At 73.7% G+C, this 17,385-nt stretch carries 14 protein-coding genes and 1 pseudogene; 4 read left to right on the top strand and 11 right to left on the bottom strand.

All coding sequences use genetic code 11. The annotated features are described in order from the left end of the window. Positions 1 to 183 precede the first annotated feature (183 nt). Complete coding sequence (locus tag FHX37_RS16770; protein ID WP_141924780.1) at positions 184 to 822, bottom strand: response regulator; 639 nt, start codon at positions 820 to 822, stop codon at positions 184 to 186. After that, positions 819 to 2,054, bottom strand: coding sequence for a sensor histidine kinase (locus tag FHX37_RS16765; protein WP_141924779.1), 1,236 nt, complete (start codon positions 2,052 to 2,054; stop codon positions 819 to 821). Before FHX37_RS16765 ends, FHX37_RS16770 begins: the two co-directional genes overlap by 4 nt. A gap of 246 nt (positions 2,055 to 2,300) precedes the next feature. Between FHX37_RS16765 and FHX37_RS16760 the strand changes: the two genes are divergently transcribed. The 4 genes from FHX37_RS16760 (at position 2,301) to FHX37_RS16745 (ending at position 5,848) form a co-directional block, all read left to right on the top strand. Beyond that, positions 2,301 to 3,380 carry an ABC transporter permease gene (locus FHX37_RS16760; protein ID WP_141924778.1) on the top strand — a complete coding sequence of 360 codons (1,080 nt, stop codon included), beginning with the start codon at positions 2,301 to 2,303 and terminating at the stop codon, positions 3,378 to 3,380. Next, positions 3,377 to 4,063: an ABC transporter ATP-binding protein gene (locus tag FHX37_RS16755; RefSeq protein WP_141924777.1), complete on the top strand. Its 687-nt coding sequence runs from the start codon at positions 3,377 to 3,379 to the stop codon at positions 4,061 to 4,063. Before FHX37_RS16760 ends, FHX37_RS16755 begins: the two co-directional genes overlap by 4 nt. Before the next feature lie 119 nt (positions 4,064 to 4,182). Next, positions 4,183 to 5,004 (top strand): LLM class F420-dependent oxidoreductase, encoded by an 822-nt coding sequence (locus FHX37_RS16750; protein ID WP_246062325.1) that lies wholly within the window; start codon positions 4,183 to 4,185, stop codon positions 5,002 to 5,004. Between the two features lie 184 nt (positions 5,005 to 5,188). Continuing rightward, on the top strand, positions 5,189 to 5,848 hold the full coding sequence (locus tag FHX37_RS16745) for a hypothetical protein (RefSeq protein ID WP_141924775.1): 660 nt from the start codon (positions 5,189 to 5,191) through the stop codon (positions 5,846 to 5,848). A gap of 30 nt (positions 5,849 to 5,878) precedes the next feature. Here FHX37_RS16745 and FHX37_RS24235 read toward each other — a convergent pair whose 3' ends face one another. The 9 genes and pseudogenes from FHX37_RS24235 to FHX37_RS16705 form a co-directional block, all read right to left on the bottom strand. Then, the gene (locus tag FHX37_RS24235; protein ID WP_449405184.1) at positions 5,879 to 6,220 is read right to left on the bottom strand and encodes a CbiX/SirB N-terminal domain-containing protein; all 342 of its coding nucleotides are present in this window, start codon (positions 6,218 to 6,220) and stop codon (positions 5,879 to 5,881) included. A 104-nt stretch (positions 6,221 to 6,324) separates the two neighbouring features. Next, positions 6,325 to 6,432 (bottom strand): annotated as a pseudogene (locus FHX37_RS24230) (hypothetical protein); the annotation flags it as partial. Between the two features lie 77 nt (positions 6,433 to 6,509). Continuing rightward, positions 6,510 to 7,676, bottom strand: a complete 1,167-nt coding sequence (locus FHX37_RS16735) for a uroporphyrinogen-III synthase (protein WP_141924774.1) — start codon at positions 7,674 to 7,676, stop codon at positions 6,510 to 6,512. Further along, on the bottom strand, positions 7,673 to 8,056 hold the full coding sequence (gene nirD, locus FHX37_RS16730; RefSeq protein WP_141924773.1) for a nitrite reductase small subunit NirD: 384 nt from the start codon (positions 8,054 to 8,056) through the stop codon (positions 7,673 to 7,675). The genes FHX37_RS16735 and nirD overlap by 4 nt, the downstream gene beginning before the upstream one ends. Further along, positions 8,046 to 10,592 (bottom strand): nitrite reductase large subunit NirB, encoded by a 2,547-nt coding sequence (gene nirB, locus FHX37_RS16725; protein ID WP_141924772.1) that lies wholly within the window; start codon positions 10,590 to 10,592, stop codon positions 8,046 to 8,048. The genes nirD and nirB overlap by 11 nt, the downstream gene beginning before the upstream one ends. Positions 10,593 to 10,774: 182 nt before the next feature. Continuing rightward, positions 10,775 to 12,220: an FAD-dependent oxidoreductase gene (locus FHX37_RS16720; protein ID WP_141924771.1), complete on the bottom strand. Its 1,446-nt coding sequence runs from the start codon at positions 12,218 to 12,220 to the stop codon at positions 10,775 to 10,777. Next, entirely contained in the window at positions 12,217 to 14,304 is a 2,088-nt protein-coding gene (locus tag FHX37_RS16715; RefSeq protein WP_141924770.1) for a molybdopterin oxidoreductase family protein, read from the bottom strand. Before FHX37_RS16715 ends, FHX37_RS16720 begins: the two co-directional genes overlap by 4 nt. Position 14,305: 1 nt before the next feature. Further along, positions 14,306 to 15,697: an MFS transporter gene (locus FHX37_RS16710; RefSeq protein ID WP_141924769.1), complete on the bottom strand. Its 1,392-nt coding sequence runs from the start codon at positions 15,695 to 15,697 to the stop codon at positions 14,306 to 14,308. Between the two features lie 174 nt (positions 15,698 to 15,871). Then, a complete protein-coding gene (locus tag FHX37_RS16705) occupies positions 15,872 to 17,293 on the bottom strand; it encodes an APC family permease (protein WP_141924768.1) in 1,422 nt (473 codons plus the stop codon). Positions 17,294 to 17,385 lie beyond the last annotated feature (92 nt).

Genomic DNA, 17,385 nt, shown 5'->3' with positions numbered 1-17,385 from the left:
GCGAACGTCCGGGGCGGTGGAAACCGGACCCACGGCACAGGCGGGCCCGCGGCAGAACCCGCGTTCGGGGCTGCCAGGTGGCTGGTGGTGCCGCGCTCCGTTGCGACGGCGGTGGCTGGTTGGGCGCATTGGCTCAACGTCGAACTCGCTGCGGACCCCAGGGGAGGGGCCGTGCCGTGTGGGTCAGTGGGGGCTGATGATGCCGCGCTCCATTGCGACGGCGATGGCGGCGGTGCGGTTGTCCACTCCGAGCTTGGCGTATATGTGCACCAGATGGGTTTTCACGGTCGCTTCGCTGACGAACAGCTCCGCCGAGATCTCCCGGTTGGAGAGACCGCGGGCGAGCGCCCTCAGGATATCGGTTTCCCGGGAACTCAGCGCGGGGGTGGGGGACCGTACGCGGCCCATGAGCCGCGCGGCCACGTGTGGGGCGAGAGTGGTCTCGCCGCGGGCGGCCGCCGCGACCGCCTGGCAGAGCTCCTCGTTGGGTGCGTCCTTGAGCATGTAACCGGTCGCTCCGGCCTCCACCGCCGCGAGGATGTCGGCGTCGGTGTCGTAGGTGGTCAGCACCAGCACCGGAGGGGAGGAGGCCGACCGGGTGATGCGCCGGGTCGCGGTCACGCCGTCCATCCCCGCCGACATCCGCAGGTCCATCAGTACGACGTCCACCCCGGTGGTGGCCAGCGTGTCCAGCGCCTCCTGTCCGTCCCCGGCCTCGGCGACCACCGCCATGTCGCCTCGCTCGTCGAACATCGCGCGCAGTCCCCGGCGCACCACCGGATGGTCGTCCACCAGCAGGATCCGCAGCGGAGCGCCGGTCACGCCTCCTCCTCTCCCACGAGCGGCACACTGACCGCGACGACGGTGCCCGAGCCGGGAGCGGACTCCACGTCGACCCGCCCGTTCAGCTCGGCCACGCGCTTGCGCAACACGGGAATCCCGAAACCGGTGCCGTCGGCGCCGGACCCCACCGTGGCCGGGTCGAACCCCGCGCCGTCGTCGTAGACGTCCAACGTCACCTCGGTGTCCAGGAACGCCAGTGTGACCACCGCGGTGCCGGCTCCGGAGTGCGTGGTGACGTTCGCCAGGCTGGCCTGGGCCGCCCGCAGCAGGGCGACGTCGTAGCCGGTCGGCAGCGGCACAGGGTCGCCGTCCACCCGGAACCGGCAGTCGATCCCGGACTCGTGGCCGGTGCGTTCGCACAACCGTCCCAGCGCCTCCACCAGGGTGTCCCCGGTCAGTGCCGGCGGGGCGAGGTCGCGCACGAACCGGCGCGCCTCGGCGAGGTTGTCCGAGGCGGCCTGCCACGCCTCCCCGACACGGGCGCGGGCGGTTCGCGGGTCGTGTTCCACCAACCCGTCGGCGGAACGCAGCAGCAGCACGATGCTGGACAGACCCTGGGCGAGCGTGTCGTGGATCTCGCGGGAGAGGCGCTCCCGCTCGGCCAGCATCCCGGCGGTGTGCTGCGACTCCGCGAGCTCGTTGCGGGTGCGGCGCAGGTCCTCGATGAGGCGGCGGCGCTGCTCGCTCTCGGTGTACAGGGCCGCGTACCCCAGCGCGATCACCACCGCGAAGACCGCGCCCAGGGCCGGTCCGAGCAGCATGGCGACGGTGAAACTCTGCGCGTGCGCCGCTTGGGCGGCGACCACAGCGCCAGTGACCACCGTGACCGCGAGGATCGCGTGCCCGCGGTCCAACAGGTGCAGGTGCAGGAAGAACAGCGGGAACGCCACCCAGGAGAAGTCCGGACTGAGCAGCAGCAACACCGCCCACACGGCGGTGACCGCCGCCAACCACACCAGCGCCATCCGGCGGGTGGGCCACCTCGGCTGGGTCAGCGGTCCGGCGGCGTAGACGCCGGCCAGTACCACCGCCCCCGCCAGCGCCGCCCACGCGACGCCGGGAGCGGTGCCCGGAACGAGGAACAGCCGCAGCGCCGCGATCGCCAGGAGCACGGCGAAAGCGGCGTGCAGGGCGACGCGCAGCAGCCGTAGCACGGTGGCGGTGTGCGGCGCGGCGTAGCCGTGCTGGGGAGGATCGTGTGCGGTGGGCATGGGCGGTGTCCTCGTCGCCGGTGACGGCAACAGTGGCTCCGGGCCGCGGTCCCCTCCGACCGCGGTCGGTTGCTCGGCGGCGCATCCAACCCTAGCCGTGGTCTTCGCCGCAGGACATCAACCGTTCGGTTGATTCTCGCCTCAACCCCACGGACGCGTGAGACCAACCCCGCGCCCGATGGCAACGAGCGTGTTTTGCCCGATCGTGGTGGGTGTAGCCGAACGAGAAGAGAAGGAGGCGCGTCCGTGTTCGTCGCCATCCGCGACATCCTGTTCGCCAAGGGGCGGTTCGCGCTCATGGGGTCGGTCATCGCCCTCATCACACTGCTCACCGTGTTGCTGTCCGGGTTGACCGCGGGGCTGGCCAACGAGTCCACCTCCGCCGTCGCCAACCTGCCCGCCAGCCACATCGCCTTCGGTTCCTCCGGTGACGAGGAACCCGACGAGTCGTTCGCGGACAGTTCCGTCACCGCCGACCAGGTGGAGGAGTGGAGCGGCGCCGACGGGGTGGCGTGGGCCGAGCCGCTGGGCATCACCCAGACCCGGCTGGAACTCGACGGCGGGGAGACCACCGGCGCCACCGTGTTCGCCGCCCGCCCCGGTGGGAAGCTCGCCCCGGACGGGGCCGGAGACGGGCAGGTGGTCATCGGGCGGTCGATAGCCGAGGAGGAGAACCTCGCCGCCGGCGACACCGTCACCATCGCCGGGGAGGACCTCACCGTCACCGGGGTGGCCGGTGACGACCAGTACAGCCACACGCCGGTGGTGTGGACCTCCCTGGGAACCTGGCGCGATCTCGCCCCCGCCGGGGGTGGGGACGCACCCGCCGGCACGGTGGTCGCCGCCGACGCGCCCTCGGCCGAGACCGCCGCCGTCGACGAGGATGCCGGAACGGTCTCGGCGACCCGTTCGGACAGCCTGCAGGCGATCGGGGCGTTCTCCTCGGAGAACGGTTCGCTGCTGATGATCCAGGGCTTCCTCTACGTCATCTCCGCCCTGGTCATCGGTGCGTTCCTCACGGTGTGGACGATCCAGCGCACCGGAGACATCGCCGTCCTCAAGGCGCTGGGCGGCTCCACCGCCTACCTGCTGCGCGACGCCCTGGCCCAAGCGCTGCTCGTGCTCGCCGCGGGCACCGGCACCGGCGGTGCGGTCGCCGCGGCGGTCGGAACCGCGGTGGAGGGAGCCGTGCCCTTCGAGCTGACCCTGGCCACCACCGTCCCGCCGGTCGCCGGCATGGCCGCGCTCGGCATGGTCGGAGCCGTCCTGGCCGTCGGCCGCATCACCTCGGTCGACCCGCTGACCGCCCTGGGAGGATCCCGATGAGCATCACCCTGCGCGACGTCACCCTCACCTACCCCGACGGCGACTCCACCGTCACCGCGCTGGACCGGGTGTCCCTGAGCGCCGCCCCCGGCGAGCTGCACGCCCTCGTCGGCCCGTCCGGTTCGGGGAAGTCCAGTCTGCTGGCGGCCGCCGCCACCCTGATCCGGCCCGACACCGGCACCGTGGAGATCGCCGGAACCGAGGCCACCGACCTGGGCGACAGGGCGCGCACCCAGCTGCGGCTCAACCGGATCGGGATCGTGTTCCAGCAGCCCAACCTGATCCCGTCCCTCACCGCGGTGGAGCAGCTGCTGGTCACCGACCACATGCGCGGTCGGCCGCCGCGTACCCACCGCGCCGCCGCCGAGAGGCTGCTGGCGACGGTGGGGCTGGACGGCAAACAGCACCGGCGCGTCGCCCACCTTTCCGGCGGGGAGCGCCAGCGCGTGAACATCGCCCGCGCCCTGACCGGAACCCCGCGGGTCCTCCTGGTGGACGAGCCCACCGCCGCCCTCGACCATGATCGCGGGGCGCGGATCGTGGAACTGATCGCCGACGTGACCCGCACCCACGACGTCGCCACGCTCATGGTGACCCACGACACCGAGTACCTCGACACCGCCGACACGGTCACCACCATGCGTGACGGCCGTATCCTCCCGGAGAGGGGCCCGAGCCGCTGACGTGCCGTTTCCCGGCGTCGTGGCGGCGGACCAGACAGCCGCGCGTCCGGAAAGGGGGGAGGGCCCGGTCCGGGGACCCGAGAACTCCACCGCCGGGCTCGACACGTATGGAATTCGGTGTGTCCACGTTCATCACCGACGAGGGGATCGCTCCGGCCGAACTCGGCCCGGCGCTGGAGCAGCGCGGGCTGGACGCGCTGTTCACCGCGGAGCACAGCCACATCCCGGTGACCCGCGAGGTGGGAGCGGAGGAGCTGGAGCGCCGGTACTACCGCACGCTGGACCCGTTCGTCGCGCTGTCGGCCGCGGCCGCCGCCACCCGGCGGCTGGTGGTGGGTACCGGTATCGCGCTGCTCGTGCAACGCGACCCCATCATGGTGGCCAAGGAGGCCGCCTCCCTCGACCGGGTCAGCGACGGCCGGTTCGTGCTGGGTGTGGGCTCCGGGTGGGGCAGGGAGGAGATGCGCCACCACGGCACCGACCCCCGAACCCGCGTCTCCCTGCTGGGCGAACGGGTGAGGGCGATCAAACGGATCTGGACCAGCGACGTGGCCGAGTTCCACGGTGACTTCGTGGACTTCGACCCGATGTACGCCTGGCCCAAACCGGTACAGCAGCCGCACCTCCCGGTCCTCGTCGGCGGGGAGGCGCCCACGGTGCTGGACCGGGTGCTGGACTACGGCGACGGGTGGTTCCCCCGCTGGAACGGGGAGACGGAACCGCTCGCCTCCCGCATCGCCGAACTGCGGGAACGCGGCCAGCAGCAGGGTCGGGGCCGGCTGCCGGTCACGGTGTTCGGCGTGCCCGCCAACCCCACCGACATCACCGCCGCCGCCGGGCTGGACGTCGAACGGATACTGATCGACCTGCCCACCATGCCGCGCAACGAGACCCTGGCCTACCTGGACAGCGTCGCCACCATGGTCACCGGCCTCGACTGACCCGCGGTGCTCCCGTGTCACAGCAACGGCCGCCGTCCGGTCACCGGTTGGTGCGCGGACAGGCGACTCCGGACGGCGGCCGCGGGTGACCGTCCGCTCCCACGGGACCGCGGTGTGGACAACCGCGGGGCTGTTCCCGGCGTCCCATCAAAGGACCGTGTCGGCGACCCCGCGAGGGAGGAACGTGAGCGAAAGCGCTCAGGCCGCACCCCAGTCAGACGGAGCGCGGGTTCCCCCCTCGACCTCGGTCCTCCCGATGTTGTGGTTCGTCCCTGCGGTCGCGGCCGGGGGGATCTTGAGCTGGCTGTTCACCCTGATGGTTCCGCTCCTGGCCTTCCTCGTCATACACGGCAAGACCGCCAACCTGTACGACGACTACACGCCGACCGGGGCGCTGATCCTCCGGGCCGTCGTGTTCACCATCGACGCGGGGCTGATCGTCGCGGGGTGTTCGGGAGTGGCGTGGCTGCTGCGCAGGTTCGGGGTGCCCCACCCCCGGAGGGGTGCTCTGCTCGGGCTGCTCCCGCCGGTGGCGCCGGCCATCGTGGCTCCGGCCCTGAGCGAGCCGTCCACCCCTGGCGTCCGGGCCTTCAGTGAGACCCTGATCCAGCCCCTGACTCCGGTGGCCGCCGTGTCCGGCGCCGTTCTGATCGCCGTGGTCGCCCTCTACATGAGGCTCGGCCTCCGGTTGTGGCCGCTGGTGGCCGGTGTGGCCGGGATGGCCGTGCTGGTGAGTATCGTCGTCCCCCTCGCCGGTCCGCTGGTCGAGGAGCGGTGGTTCCCGGATGACGGCAGCGGCGGCCACGGGGTCGTTGAGGGGAGGGGTGAGGCGGTCCGGGGATAGGACACTGCTGTGTCCCGGGAACACCGCGGGTTACGGTCCACGGTCGGGGCGCCGGGCCGCGGCCTCCCGGTAGCGGGCCAACACGGCGTCCACCACACCGACGTCGGGGCACAGCGGCTCTGCGACGACGTCCGCACCCGCCTCCGGCAGGCTGTCGTGGAACAGTCCCGGCGCCAGCAGCCACGGCGCCACCGCCACCCGCGTTTTCTCCCCCGCGCGTGCGTCCGCGACGACGTCGGCCACGGTGGGACGGCCGATCGCGATGTAGCCCACCCGGACCCCGGTCCCCAACCGGTGGGAAAGACGCCGGGCGGCTGCACCGGCCTCCGCAGCGGCGGAGGCGTCCGACGAACCGGCCGCGGCGAGGACCACCCGGTCGCCGGGGCGAAGGCCCGCCTGGACGAGGCGGCGCGGCCGTGGCGGGCGAGCTGGTCGGGGATGTCGGTGCGCACGTGGTAGCCGGAGGCGAGGAACGCCGGAACCACGACGAGCGGGCCGTCGACACCGGCGGCGACCTCTCCCACACTCGGCGCGAGCACGTCGGCGAACCCCAACCGGACCGGCAGGTCCCACCGCCGCGACACCCGGCGCGCCAGATCCCGGGCCGCCGCGACACCGCGCGGTTGGCGGGTGCCGTGCACGGCCAGCAGCAGGGTCGGGCTCACCACTCCTCCTCTCCGGTGCGTGCCGTGTGGTCCACCGCCAGCCGGTACCCGCGCTTGACCACGGTCTGGACGAGCCGCGCGTCCCCGAGAGCCGACCGCAGCCGCATCACCGCGGTGTCCACCGCGTGCGGCCCGCTCCGGCTACCGAGGGCGGAAAGCAGCTCCTCCCGGCCGCGCACCCGGCCCGGCTGGCGCGCGAGCTCCCGCAGCAGCCGGACCGGACCCGGGTGCAGCGGGATCACCTCCCCGTCCAGCACCACGGCGCTTCCCCGCAGCTGCAGGGTGCGGCCGGCCGCGGTCAGGGTGGTGGCGCGGCCGGCCAACTCCTCGGACAGTAGCCGCACCTGGGCGCCGATTCGCCCCCGCTCGGGCCACACCGTGGGCAGCCCCCGGGAGGTGAGCGGTCCGGCGGTGACCCGGCCCACGCTCACCGCCAGCACCGGCCCCCGCAGCGCCCGCTCCAGGTCGGCGCCGCGGCCGGTGCCGTCGGCGCGGTCGAGCACCCCTGCCGCGGCGGGGGCGCTGGTGAACGTCACCGCGTCCACCTCCCCGCCGACGGCGGCGTCGATGAGCCGGTCCAGCGGTCCGGTGTCCAGCGGCGCGCCGCACCGGTACACCGGGACCGCGACGACGTCGGCGCCGGCCGCGCGCAGCGCCGCGCGGAACTCGGGAAGCGTCCCGTTGTGCAGCTGGACCGCGATCCGGCTGCCGGCGACACCCCGCGCGAGCAGGTGCTGCAGCACCTCGTCCGAGGACTCCGAGGGCGGGGACCACGCCTCCGGCAACCCGGCCGCGCGCAGCGCCCCGGTGGCCTTGGACCCCCGCGCCAGCAGCCGGGAGCTGCGCAGCGCCGCGACGAGCTGCTCGCCCAGCCCCCAGGTCTCGCACGCCTCGATCCACCCGCGCAGCCCCACCCCGCTGGTGACGACCGTGACGTCGGCCGGGCGCGCCACCAGCTCCCGGGTGGCCAGCTCCAGCCGCCGGTCGTCGTCGAGCGGCGCGATACGCAGCGCGGGACCGTGCAGGACCTCGGCGCCGCGGCGGCGCAGCAGTACGGACAGCTCCTCCGCGCGGTGGGCAGCGGTCACCCCGACGGTGAACCCCGCCAACGGTGCCGGGGACGCGGTGAGGCGGGCTGCTCCCTCCGGTGCGGCGGTGGTCACGACCCGCTCCCCGCGGGCGGCTCCTCCGGGGCGGCCACCGCGACGGTCCCGTCGCGTTCCCGCACCGGCAGGGTGGCCAGCCACAGCCGCGGGTCGTCCAGGCACTGTCCGGTGCGCAGGGAGAACACCTGTTTGTGCAGCGGGGAGGCGACGGTGGGTTCCCCGTCGCGGTCCCCCACGATGCCGCGCGCCATCACCGCCGCGGAGGTGGCCGGGTCGACGTTGTCCACGGCGTACAGGTGCCCGTCGAACGTGCGGAACAGCGCGGCCTGCGCACCGCCCGGCAGCAGCACGGCCACCCCGCGTTCCGGCGACAGCTGGTCGGAGGGGCAGGCGGTGACCCAGGTGGTCCGGTGGTGTCGCAGCGTGTCACCCGACATCGGGGCTCCCTTCCACGGTCGCGTGCGGGGCCGGCATCCCCAGCGGCACGGGGCCGCTCATGGCGGGAACCGGCTGTTGGCGTTCGGTCTCGAACCGGATCGACGGGTCGGGGCTCTCCGGCGCGTTGACGAACGACACGAACCGGGAGAGCTTCTCGGGGTCCTCCAGCACGTCGCGCCACTCGTCGGTGTAGCCCGCCACGTGGGCGGCCATGGCCTCCTCCAGCTCGGCGGCGATGCCGAGACTGTCGTGCACGACGACGTCGCGCAGGTGGTCCAGTCCGCCCTCGAGGTCCTCGATCCACCCGGCGGTGCGCTGCAACCGCTCGGCGGTGCGGATGTAGAACATCAGGAACCGGTCGACGTAGCGCACCAGGGTGTCGTCGTCCAGGTCGGAGGCGAGTAGTTGGGCGTGCCGGGGGGAGAAACCGCCGTTGCCGCCCACGTACAGGTTCCACCCGTTCTCGGTGGCGATGATCCCGAAGTCCTTGCCGCGGGCCTCGGCGCACTCCCGCGCGCACCCGGAGACCGCGGCCTTGATCTTGTGGGGGGAGCGCAGCCCCCGGTACCGCAGCTCCAGGTGCACCGCCATCCCCACCGAGTCCTGCACCCCGTAGCGGCACCAGGTGGTGCCCACGCAGGACTTCACGGTGCGCAGCGCCTTGCCGTAGGCGTGGCCGGACTCGAACCCGGCGTCGGTGAGGCGCTTCCAGATCCACGGGAGCTGCTCGATGCGCGCCCCGAACATGTCGATGCGCTGGCCGCCGGTGATCTTGGTGTACAGCCCGAACTCGCGGGCGACCTCGCCGATGGTGACGAGCTGGTCCGGGGTGACCTCTCCGGCGGGAACCCGCGGCACCACCGAGTAGGTGCCGTTGCGCTGCATGTTCGCCAGTACGTGGTCGTTGGTGTCCTGCAGCGCCGCCTGCTCCCCGCCCAGGACGTGCCCGTTGCCCAACGACGCCAGGATGGAGGCCACCACCGGCTTGCACGCGTCGCAGCCGCGGCCGCGCCCGTGGGTGGAGACCAGTTCGGAGAACGTGGTGACGCCGGTCGCCCGCACCACCTCCACCAGCTCCGCGCGGGAGTAGGCGAAGTGTTCGCACAGCGCGGTGGACTGCTCCACCCCCGCGCTGGACAGCAGCTTGCGCAGGATCGGCACGCAGCTGCCGCACCCGGTACCCGCCTGGGTGCAGGACTTCAGGTCGGCGACGTCGTGGTTGCCGTCCCCGATCGCCGCGTTCAACGCCCCCTTGGTCACCGCGTGGCAGGAGCACACCTGGGCGTCGTCCGGCAGCGCGTCCGCCCCGACGCCGTCCGCGCCGCCGCCCGAGGGGGAGACCAGCGCCAGCGGGTCCCCGGGCAGCTCCCGCCCCACCAGCGGCCGCAGGGTGGCGTAGGCGGAGGCGTCACCCACCAGCACCCCGCCCAACAGGGTGGTGGCGTCGTCGGACACCACCAGTTTCGCGTAACGCTTCCCCGGGGCGTCGTTGACCACCACCTCCAGCGCGTCCGGTGCGGTGGCGAGGGCGTCGCCGAAACTGGCGACGTCCACCCCCAGCAGTTTGAGCTTGGTGGAGGTGTCGGCACCGGGGAAGACGGCGTCGCCGCCCACCAGCCGGTCCGCGACCACGTCGGCCATGGCGTTGCCGGGAGCCACCAGGCCGTAGCAGACACCGTCGACGCTGGCGACCTCGCCCACCGCGTGGACCGCCGGGTCGCTGGTGCGGCAGGCCCCGTCGACGGCGACACCGCCGCGTTCGCCCATCACCAGGCCGGCCTCCCGCGCCAGGGCGTCCCGCGGTCGCACCCCCACCGAGAACACGACGACGCCCGTGTCGATCACCGTCCCGTCCCCGAGCACGACACGGGAGGCGCGCCCGTCGTCGCCCGGCTCGACCGCGTCCACCGCGGTGCCGGTGTGCGAACGCACCCCGACGTCGGAGACGAGCCGCCCCAGCACGGCGCCGCCGCCCTCGTCGACCTGGCGCGGCATCAGCCACGGAGCTGCCTCCACCACGTGCGGCTCCAGCCCCAGCAGCCGCAGCGCGTTGGCCGCCTCCAACCCGAGCAGCCCGCCGCCGATCACCACACCCGCGTCGGACACCGCACGGGCCGCCTCGGCCTCGGCGGTGATCGCGTCGAGGTCGTCGACGGTGCGGTAGACGTGGCACCCGGGCAGGTCGCGGCCCGCAACGGGCGGGACGAACGGGGAGGACCCGGTGGCCAGCACCAGGGCGTCGTAGTCCAGCACCGCGCCGGCCGCGGTGGTGACCGTGCGGTTCTCCCGGTCGATGGCGGCGGCGGGTTCCCCCAGGCGCAGCTCGACCCGGGGGTCGGCGGAGAGGTCCGCCAACCGCAGCTCCTCCTCGGACGCGCCCTCGACGTAGGACGACAGCGCGACCCGGTCGTAGGCGGGGCGGGGTTCCTCCCCGAGCACCGTGACGCGCCACTGCCGGTGCGTGTCGCGGCGGCACACCCCCTCCACCAGGCGGTGCGCCACCATGCCGTTTCCGATGACGACGAGTTGTCCCATGCGAGCGGTCCTCCCTGCGACGGGTGGTCGGATCTCCTCGTGCTCGTCCCGGACGCGGCGCTGCGGCCGGGTGCCGTACAACCCGGGTCCCAGCGAACCCGAGTGGTGTTTCGTCGCCGTTAGCGGGCGGTGACGCCGGTGTTTCCCTTCGCGCCCGCGTTCCGGCCCTGTCCGAAAAGGGTCTACGTGGCGGCCGGAACGGGGGTGGTGTCCCGGTCGCTCATCGCGGACACGAACGCGTCCACGTCGCGGGTGCAGGAGCCGCAACCGGTGGTGGCCCGGGTGCGTTCGGCGAGGTCGCAGCGCGTGCGGGCGCCCTCCAGCCACGCCGACTCCAGCTGGCCGCGCGTCACCGCGTTGCAGTGGCACACGGTGGCGTCCCCGCCGCCGGAGTCCGTGCCGGTGTCCGCCTCGGACCGGTCGCCGCCCACCAGCAGTGCCAACCGGTCCTCGGGGACGGGGGCGTCGTCGGTGTACAGCGAACCGATGGTCGCGGCGGCCTCCGGGAACCCCAGCAGGACCGCGCCGGCGACGCGGCCGTGGCGCACCGACAGCGCGGCGTAGCGGCCGCCGCCCGGGTCGCTGACCGTGACGGTCTCCGCGTCCTCGCCGGGTTCCGCCGCACCCAACGCGGTCAGGTCGACACCGGCGGCTTTCAGGCGGGTGATGTCGCGGCTGCCGGTGTAGCGCGCCCCCGGGTCGCTTCCGGTGAGCAGGTCGGCCAGCACCCGCGCCATCTCCCAGCCCGGCGCCACCAGGCCGGCGCCGCCGCCGGGGTGCTGGGCGCAGTCCCCGATGGCGTGCACCCGCGGGTCGGCGGTGGCCAGTGTGTCGCCCACCGGGACGCCGTGGTCGACGGCGAGTCCGGAGTCGGCGGCGAGGCCGGTGCGGGCGCGCACCCCCGCGGTGACGACCACGCCGTCCGCCGCCAGCGTCCGGCCGTCGTCGAGCTCCAACCCGCGTCCGGGCACCCACCGTTCCGCGACTCGCCAGGTGTGCACCTGCACGCCCAGGGAGCGGAAACGTTCGGCGAGGATGCCGGCGGCCTCCCGGCCCAGCTGGCGGCGCATCAGCCACGGCGCGCCCTCCACGAGGGCGACCCGGGCTCCGGCCTCGTTCAAACCACGCGCCGCCTCTAACCCGAGCACGCCGCCACCGAGCACCACCAGCGGGGAACCGGCCCGGGACAGCTCGCGCACCCTGCGGCAGTCGGCCATGTCCCGCAGCGCCGTCACCCCGTCGGCGGGCCGCCCGCCGGCGTCGGTGAGTCCCCGCACGGGCGGGAAGACGGGGTCGGCGCCGGTGGCCAGCACCAGCTCGTCGTAGTCCAGCTCGCCGCCGTCGTCCAGGTGGACGCGCCGCGCGGTCCGGTCGAGCGCGGTCGCGGCCACCCCGCTGCGCGCCGTGACGTTGGGCGCCGCCACCTCCGGGAGCGCCAGCTCCTCCGGGCGCAGCTGCCCGTTGACCGCCTCGGACAGCAGCACCCGGTTGTAGGGGCCCTCGGGTTCGGCCCCCACCAGGGTCAGCCGCACCCGCTCGCCCCGCGGGTCGCGCGCGGCGACCTCCTCGGCGAACCGCGCCCCCACCATGCCGTGGCCGACGACCACGATGTGCCTGGTCCGGGTCATCCCCGCTCCTCCTCTCCGCCCGCGTCGGCCGGTTCCAACCGGACCGCGCTCACTTTGAACTCCGGCATCCGGCTCACCGGGTCCAGGGCCGGGTTGGTCAGATTGTTCGCCGCCGCCTCACCGCCGTAGTGGAACGGGAGGAACACGGTGTCCCGCCGGATTCCGGGGGAGAGCCGCACCCGCGCCAGCACGCTCCCGCGCCGCGAGGAGACCCGGGCCAGGCCGCCCGCAGCGAGCCCGTGGTGGCGGGCCGTGTCCGGATGCACCTCCACCCGCGCCTCGGGTTCGGCCTCGGCCAGTTCGGCCACCCGGCGGGTCTGGGCACCCGTCTGGTAGTGGCCCATGAGCCGGCCGGTCGTCGCGACCAGCGGGTAGGTGTCGTCGCGCGTCTCGGCGGGCGGGGTGTGCTCGACCGGGACGAAGCGGGCGCGGCCGTCCGGGTGGGCGAAGGAGTCCAGGAACACCCGCGGCGTGGGGGCACCTCCCGCCGGGGCGGGCCAGTAGAGCTCCTCCCCGCTGTCCAGCCGGTGCGGACCCACCCCCGAGTAGTCGGCGGCGGCGCCGCCGGTGACGGAGGCGAGCTCCGCCAGCGCCGTGTCCGGGTCGGCGGGGAACCGTTCCGGGGGCTGCCCCAGCCGGCCGGCCAGCGCGTGCAGCACCTCCAGGTCGGTGCGCACCCCCGCGGGCGCCTCCACCGCCTTGCGGCGGCGCACCACCCGCCCCTCCAGGTTCGTGAGGGTGCCGGTCTCCTCGGCCCACTGCGCCACCGGCAGCACCACGTGCGCCAGCGCGGCCGACTCGGACAGCACGAAGTCGGACACCACCAGCAGGTCCAGCGCGGCCAACCGTTCGCGTACCCGCCCCGCGTCGGGGGCGGACACCACCGGGTTGGACCCCACCAGCCACAGACCCCGCGCTCCGTCGGCGCTGCCCAACGCGTTCAGCATCTCGGTCGCGCTGGGTCCGGCTCCCGGGAGCGTCTCCGCGTCCACGCCCCACGCGTCGGCGACGCGTGCGCGGGCGTCGGGGTCGTCGATACGGCGGTAGCCGGGCAGCTGGTCGGCCTTCTGGCCGTGCTCCCGGCCGCCCTGGCCGTTGCCCTGCCCGGTGATGCAGCCGTAGCCCGAACCGGGCTGTCCCGGCAGGCCCAGCGCCAGCGCCAGGTTGATCCACGCGGACACGCTGTCGGAACCGTCGGAGTGCTGTTCGGTGCCGCGGCCGGTGAGGACGTAGGCGCGGGAGGCGGTGCCGAGCATCCGCGCCGCCCGGCGGATGTCGCCGGCGGGAACCCCGGTGAGGTGTTCGGCGCGTTCCGGCCACCACCCGGCCGCGTGCGGCCACACCCGATCGAAGCCCGTGGTGCGGGCGGCGACGTAGTCGCTGTCGTCCCACCCCTCGGCGTGGACGACGTGCAGCAGCGCCAGCGCCAGCGCGAGGTCGGTGCCCGGGCGCGGTGCCAGGTGCAGTCCGCCCGAGGTGCGGGCGTGTTCGGCGGTGGCGGTGCGGCGCGGGTCGACGACGACCAGCCGCGGGGCGGTGAGGTGGCCCATCATCGGCGGCATCGTCTCGGCCGGGTTCGCTCCGGCCAGCAGCACCACGTCCGCCCCGCCGAGGTCGCTCAGCGGGAAGGGGAGGCCCCGGTCCAGACCGAACGCGCGCCTGCCCGCCGTGGCGGCGGCGGACATGCAGAACCGGCCGTTGTAGTCGATCCGGGAGGTGCCCAGCGCCAGCCGGGCGAACTTCCCCAGCAGGTAGGCCTTCTCGTTGGTGAGCCCGCCGCTGCCGAACACCGCCACCGCGTCCGGGCCGTGCTCGGATCCCAGGCGGCGCATCCCGCCGGCCACGTGGTCCAGGGCGGTGTCCCAGTCCACCGGGGTGAACTCCTCGTCCCGGCTGGCGCGCACCAGCGGGGTGGTCAACCGGTCGGGCGCGTCCAGCACCTCGGCCGAGGTCCAGCCCTTGCGGCACAGCCCGCCCCGGTTGGTGGGGAAGTCCGCCGGCCGGACCCGCGGCCGGCCCTCCGGGTCGGGCTCCAGGTGCATGGCGCACTGCAGCGCGCAGTAGGGGCAGTGGGTGGTGGTCACGTCAGGCTCCCGGGGCGGTCGCGGCGGGTTCGGGCTCGGACGCGGCGGGCGGCGCCGTCGCGGGGCGGCGCAGGTACACCAGCCAGGTGATCGCGGCGCACACGACGTAGAACCCGAGGAACGCCACGAACGCGTGGGTGGCCGAACCGGTGGCGGCGAAGGACTGCCGGAACGCGAGGTTGATCCCGACGCCGCCGAGCGACCCGACCGCGCCCACCAGCCCCAGCAGCGCCGCGGCGGCGCGTCTGCTCTCCGCGACGGCCCGTTCCCGCGGCGCACCGGCGGCGACGCGGCTGGCGGCCCGGGCGGCGTGGATGTTCGGGATCATGGTGTAGGTGGAACCGTTGCCGACTCCGGTGAGGACGAACAACGCGAGGAACCCGGCGGTGAACAGCGGCAGCGCCCCCTGCAGCGACGCGAGCACCAGCACCCCCGTACCGGCCGTCATCGCGAGGAACACGAGCGCGGTGACCCGGCCGCCGCCGAACCGGTCGGACAGCCACCCGCCGACCGGCCGGGCCAGGGAACCGACCAGCGGCCCGAGGAACGTGACGGTGGCGGCCTCCATCGGGCTGCGGCCGAACTGGTTCTGCAGCAGCAGGCCGAACGCGAATCCGTAGCCGACGAACGAACCGAACGTGCCGACGTACAGCGTGGACATGATCCAGGTGTGCCGGTCGGCGCACACCGCCAGCTGCTCGGCGGCGTTCCCGCGCGCCCCGGCGACGTTGTCCATGCGGCGCCAGGCGACGGCGCAGGCCACCACCAGCAGCGGCACGTACAGCAGCGGCAGCACGTGGCCGGCGCGCTCCGTGAACAGGGCGATCACCGCCAGGCCCAGCAGGTGGACCGCGGGCACCCCCAGGTTGCCGCCGCCGGCGTTCACCCCCAGCGCCGCTCCCTTCCGCCGTTGCGGGAAGAGGAAGCTGATGTGGGACATGGAGGAGGAGAAGTTGCCGCCGCCGAGTCCGGCGGTGAGCGCCAGCAGCGCGAACACCCAGAACGGGGTGTCGGGGCGCTGGATGAGCAGTGCCGCGGTCACGGTCGGGACGAGCAGCACCGCTCCCACGAACACGGTCCAGTTGCGCCCGCCGAACCGGGGTACCGCCAGGGTGTAGGGGACCCGCGCCAGCGCCCCCACGAGGGTGACGGCCGCGACCAGCAGGAACTTCTGCGCCGCGGTGTAGTCGAACCCGGTCTCGGGGGTCATGAACAGCACGAGCACGGACCAGAGGGTCCACACCGAGAACCCGAGGTGCTCCACGAGGACGGAGGCGGCCAGGTTGCGGTGCGCGACCTCGCGGCCGCCGTTGTTCCAGACCCGTTCGTCCTCGGGGTCCCAGTCGGTGAGCCAGCGTCCGGGTGCGCGCTGTATCGGGGTGGCGGTGTCCACGTCGCGGCCAGCCCTTCCTGCTCGGCGGGTGGTGTCGCGGCCGACCCTAGGGACGCGCTGTTTCCGCGGCGTGTCGTGCGGTAACACGCCGGAAACAGTGTGCTCACACCGCCGGGTGGCCCCGTGTGATCCGACTGGTTTCCGTCGTGACCTGCGGTTGTGTTGTCGTGGGTGTCACTCTCGCCGCGTGGTGGTGAGCGTGTCGTAGCGCGACCCGAGGAGGGTGCGTAGCGCGGCGTCGTCGTCGGCGCGCCGCGTCCGCGCGTACAGGGCCACTCCCAGCGCGGCCCATGCCAGTAGGATGGCGTGTTCCCAGGGCCACACGAGGGACATGCCCGTCCCCGGCCACAGGGTGAACGCGATGACGCAGGTGGCAAGTACCGCCCCGAGAGCCGGAGCCGCACTCGGCCGCGCGCGGAACGGAGGGTCCAGGTGCGGGTAGGTACGTCGCACCCGGTACATGCTCGCCACTCCCAGAACCCACGCCAGCCCCACATAGACACCGCCGGTGTCGAGGAACCAGGTCAGCGCCCCCTCTCCGAGCCAGCCGAGTCCCAACACCACGGCGAGGGTGAACACCAGGGCGCGGGTCGGGGTGCCGTACCGGGGGTGCAGGCGGGCCAGTCCGGAGGGCAGCAGCCCAGCCCGCCCCATGGCCAGCACGATGCGCGAGGTGGCGACGAACAATCCCAGGAAGCTGGTCACCAGCCCCAGCACCGCGACCGTGTAGGCGGCCCACCCGAGGGCGGGGAAACCCGCCGCGAGGAACGCGTCGATCGTTCCCCGATCGAGGGAGGCGGTGCGCTGCCACGGGATCACCCACGCCGTGGCGAGCAGCACCAGGCAGTAGAAGGCGCCCGCCAGACCCACGGTCACCAGGATCACCCGGCCCAGCCTGCGCGGCGGCACCCGGGAGTCCTCGGCGAGCACGGTCACCAGGGAGAAGCCGGTCAGGAACGTCATAGCGGGAAGCACGAACCGCGCTGTCCGGCCCGCGGATTCCGCGAGTCCGCCGCTGAACAGCGGCCAGGCGTTCCCGGCGGTCCCGTGTCCGAACCCCACCGCCGCCAGCACGAGACCGATGGTGAGCATGACCGCGAACAGGGCGAACTGCGCCCACGCCCCGGGAGAGACCCCACGCCAGTTCACCGCGAACACGAACACGGCGACCGTGACCCCCAGCGCCAGCACCGGAAGGTGCACCGTGGTGCCGTTGACGGTGTACAGCGCTACCGTGGCCATCCCCGGTACGACATCGCCCAGCAACGCTCCCAGCGACGTGACGTAGAAGGCGAGCGAACTCACGTACGCCCCGGTGAGCAGCCAGCCGGCCGCGAACGCCACCCCGCGGTTGAACGCGACGTAACCGAACACCACCTCGCCGCCCGCCCGGGGGAACGCCGAGGCGAGTTCCCCGTAGGCCAGGGCGATACACGACACGAAGACGGTCGCGAGCGCCAGTCCGAGAATCTCACCGCCCGCGTCGTAGGCGGAGAAGAACTCGCTTCCGGTGTAGATCCAACTGGAGCCGATGACCCCGGCCGTGCCGAGGGCGACCAGGGGTACGGTTCCCAGCGAGCTGCGAAGGGGGGGCATGCTGTTCCTCGCGGAGGGGGTGGTGCAATCATCGGGATGGTGCGGCACCGCCCGCTCCGGTGGCAACGGGGGCGGCGGTCCCGCGCCGCCCC

It is taken from the genome of Haloactinospora alba (assembly GCF_006717075.1).
In the GTDB taxonomy this organism is placed as follows: domain Bacteria; phylum Actinomycetota; class Actinomycetes; order Streptosporangiales; family Streptosporangiaceae; genus Haloactinospora; species Haloactinospora alba.
This window is presented reverse-complemented; position numbering and strand designations above follow the sequence as displayed.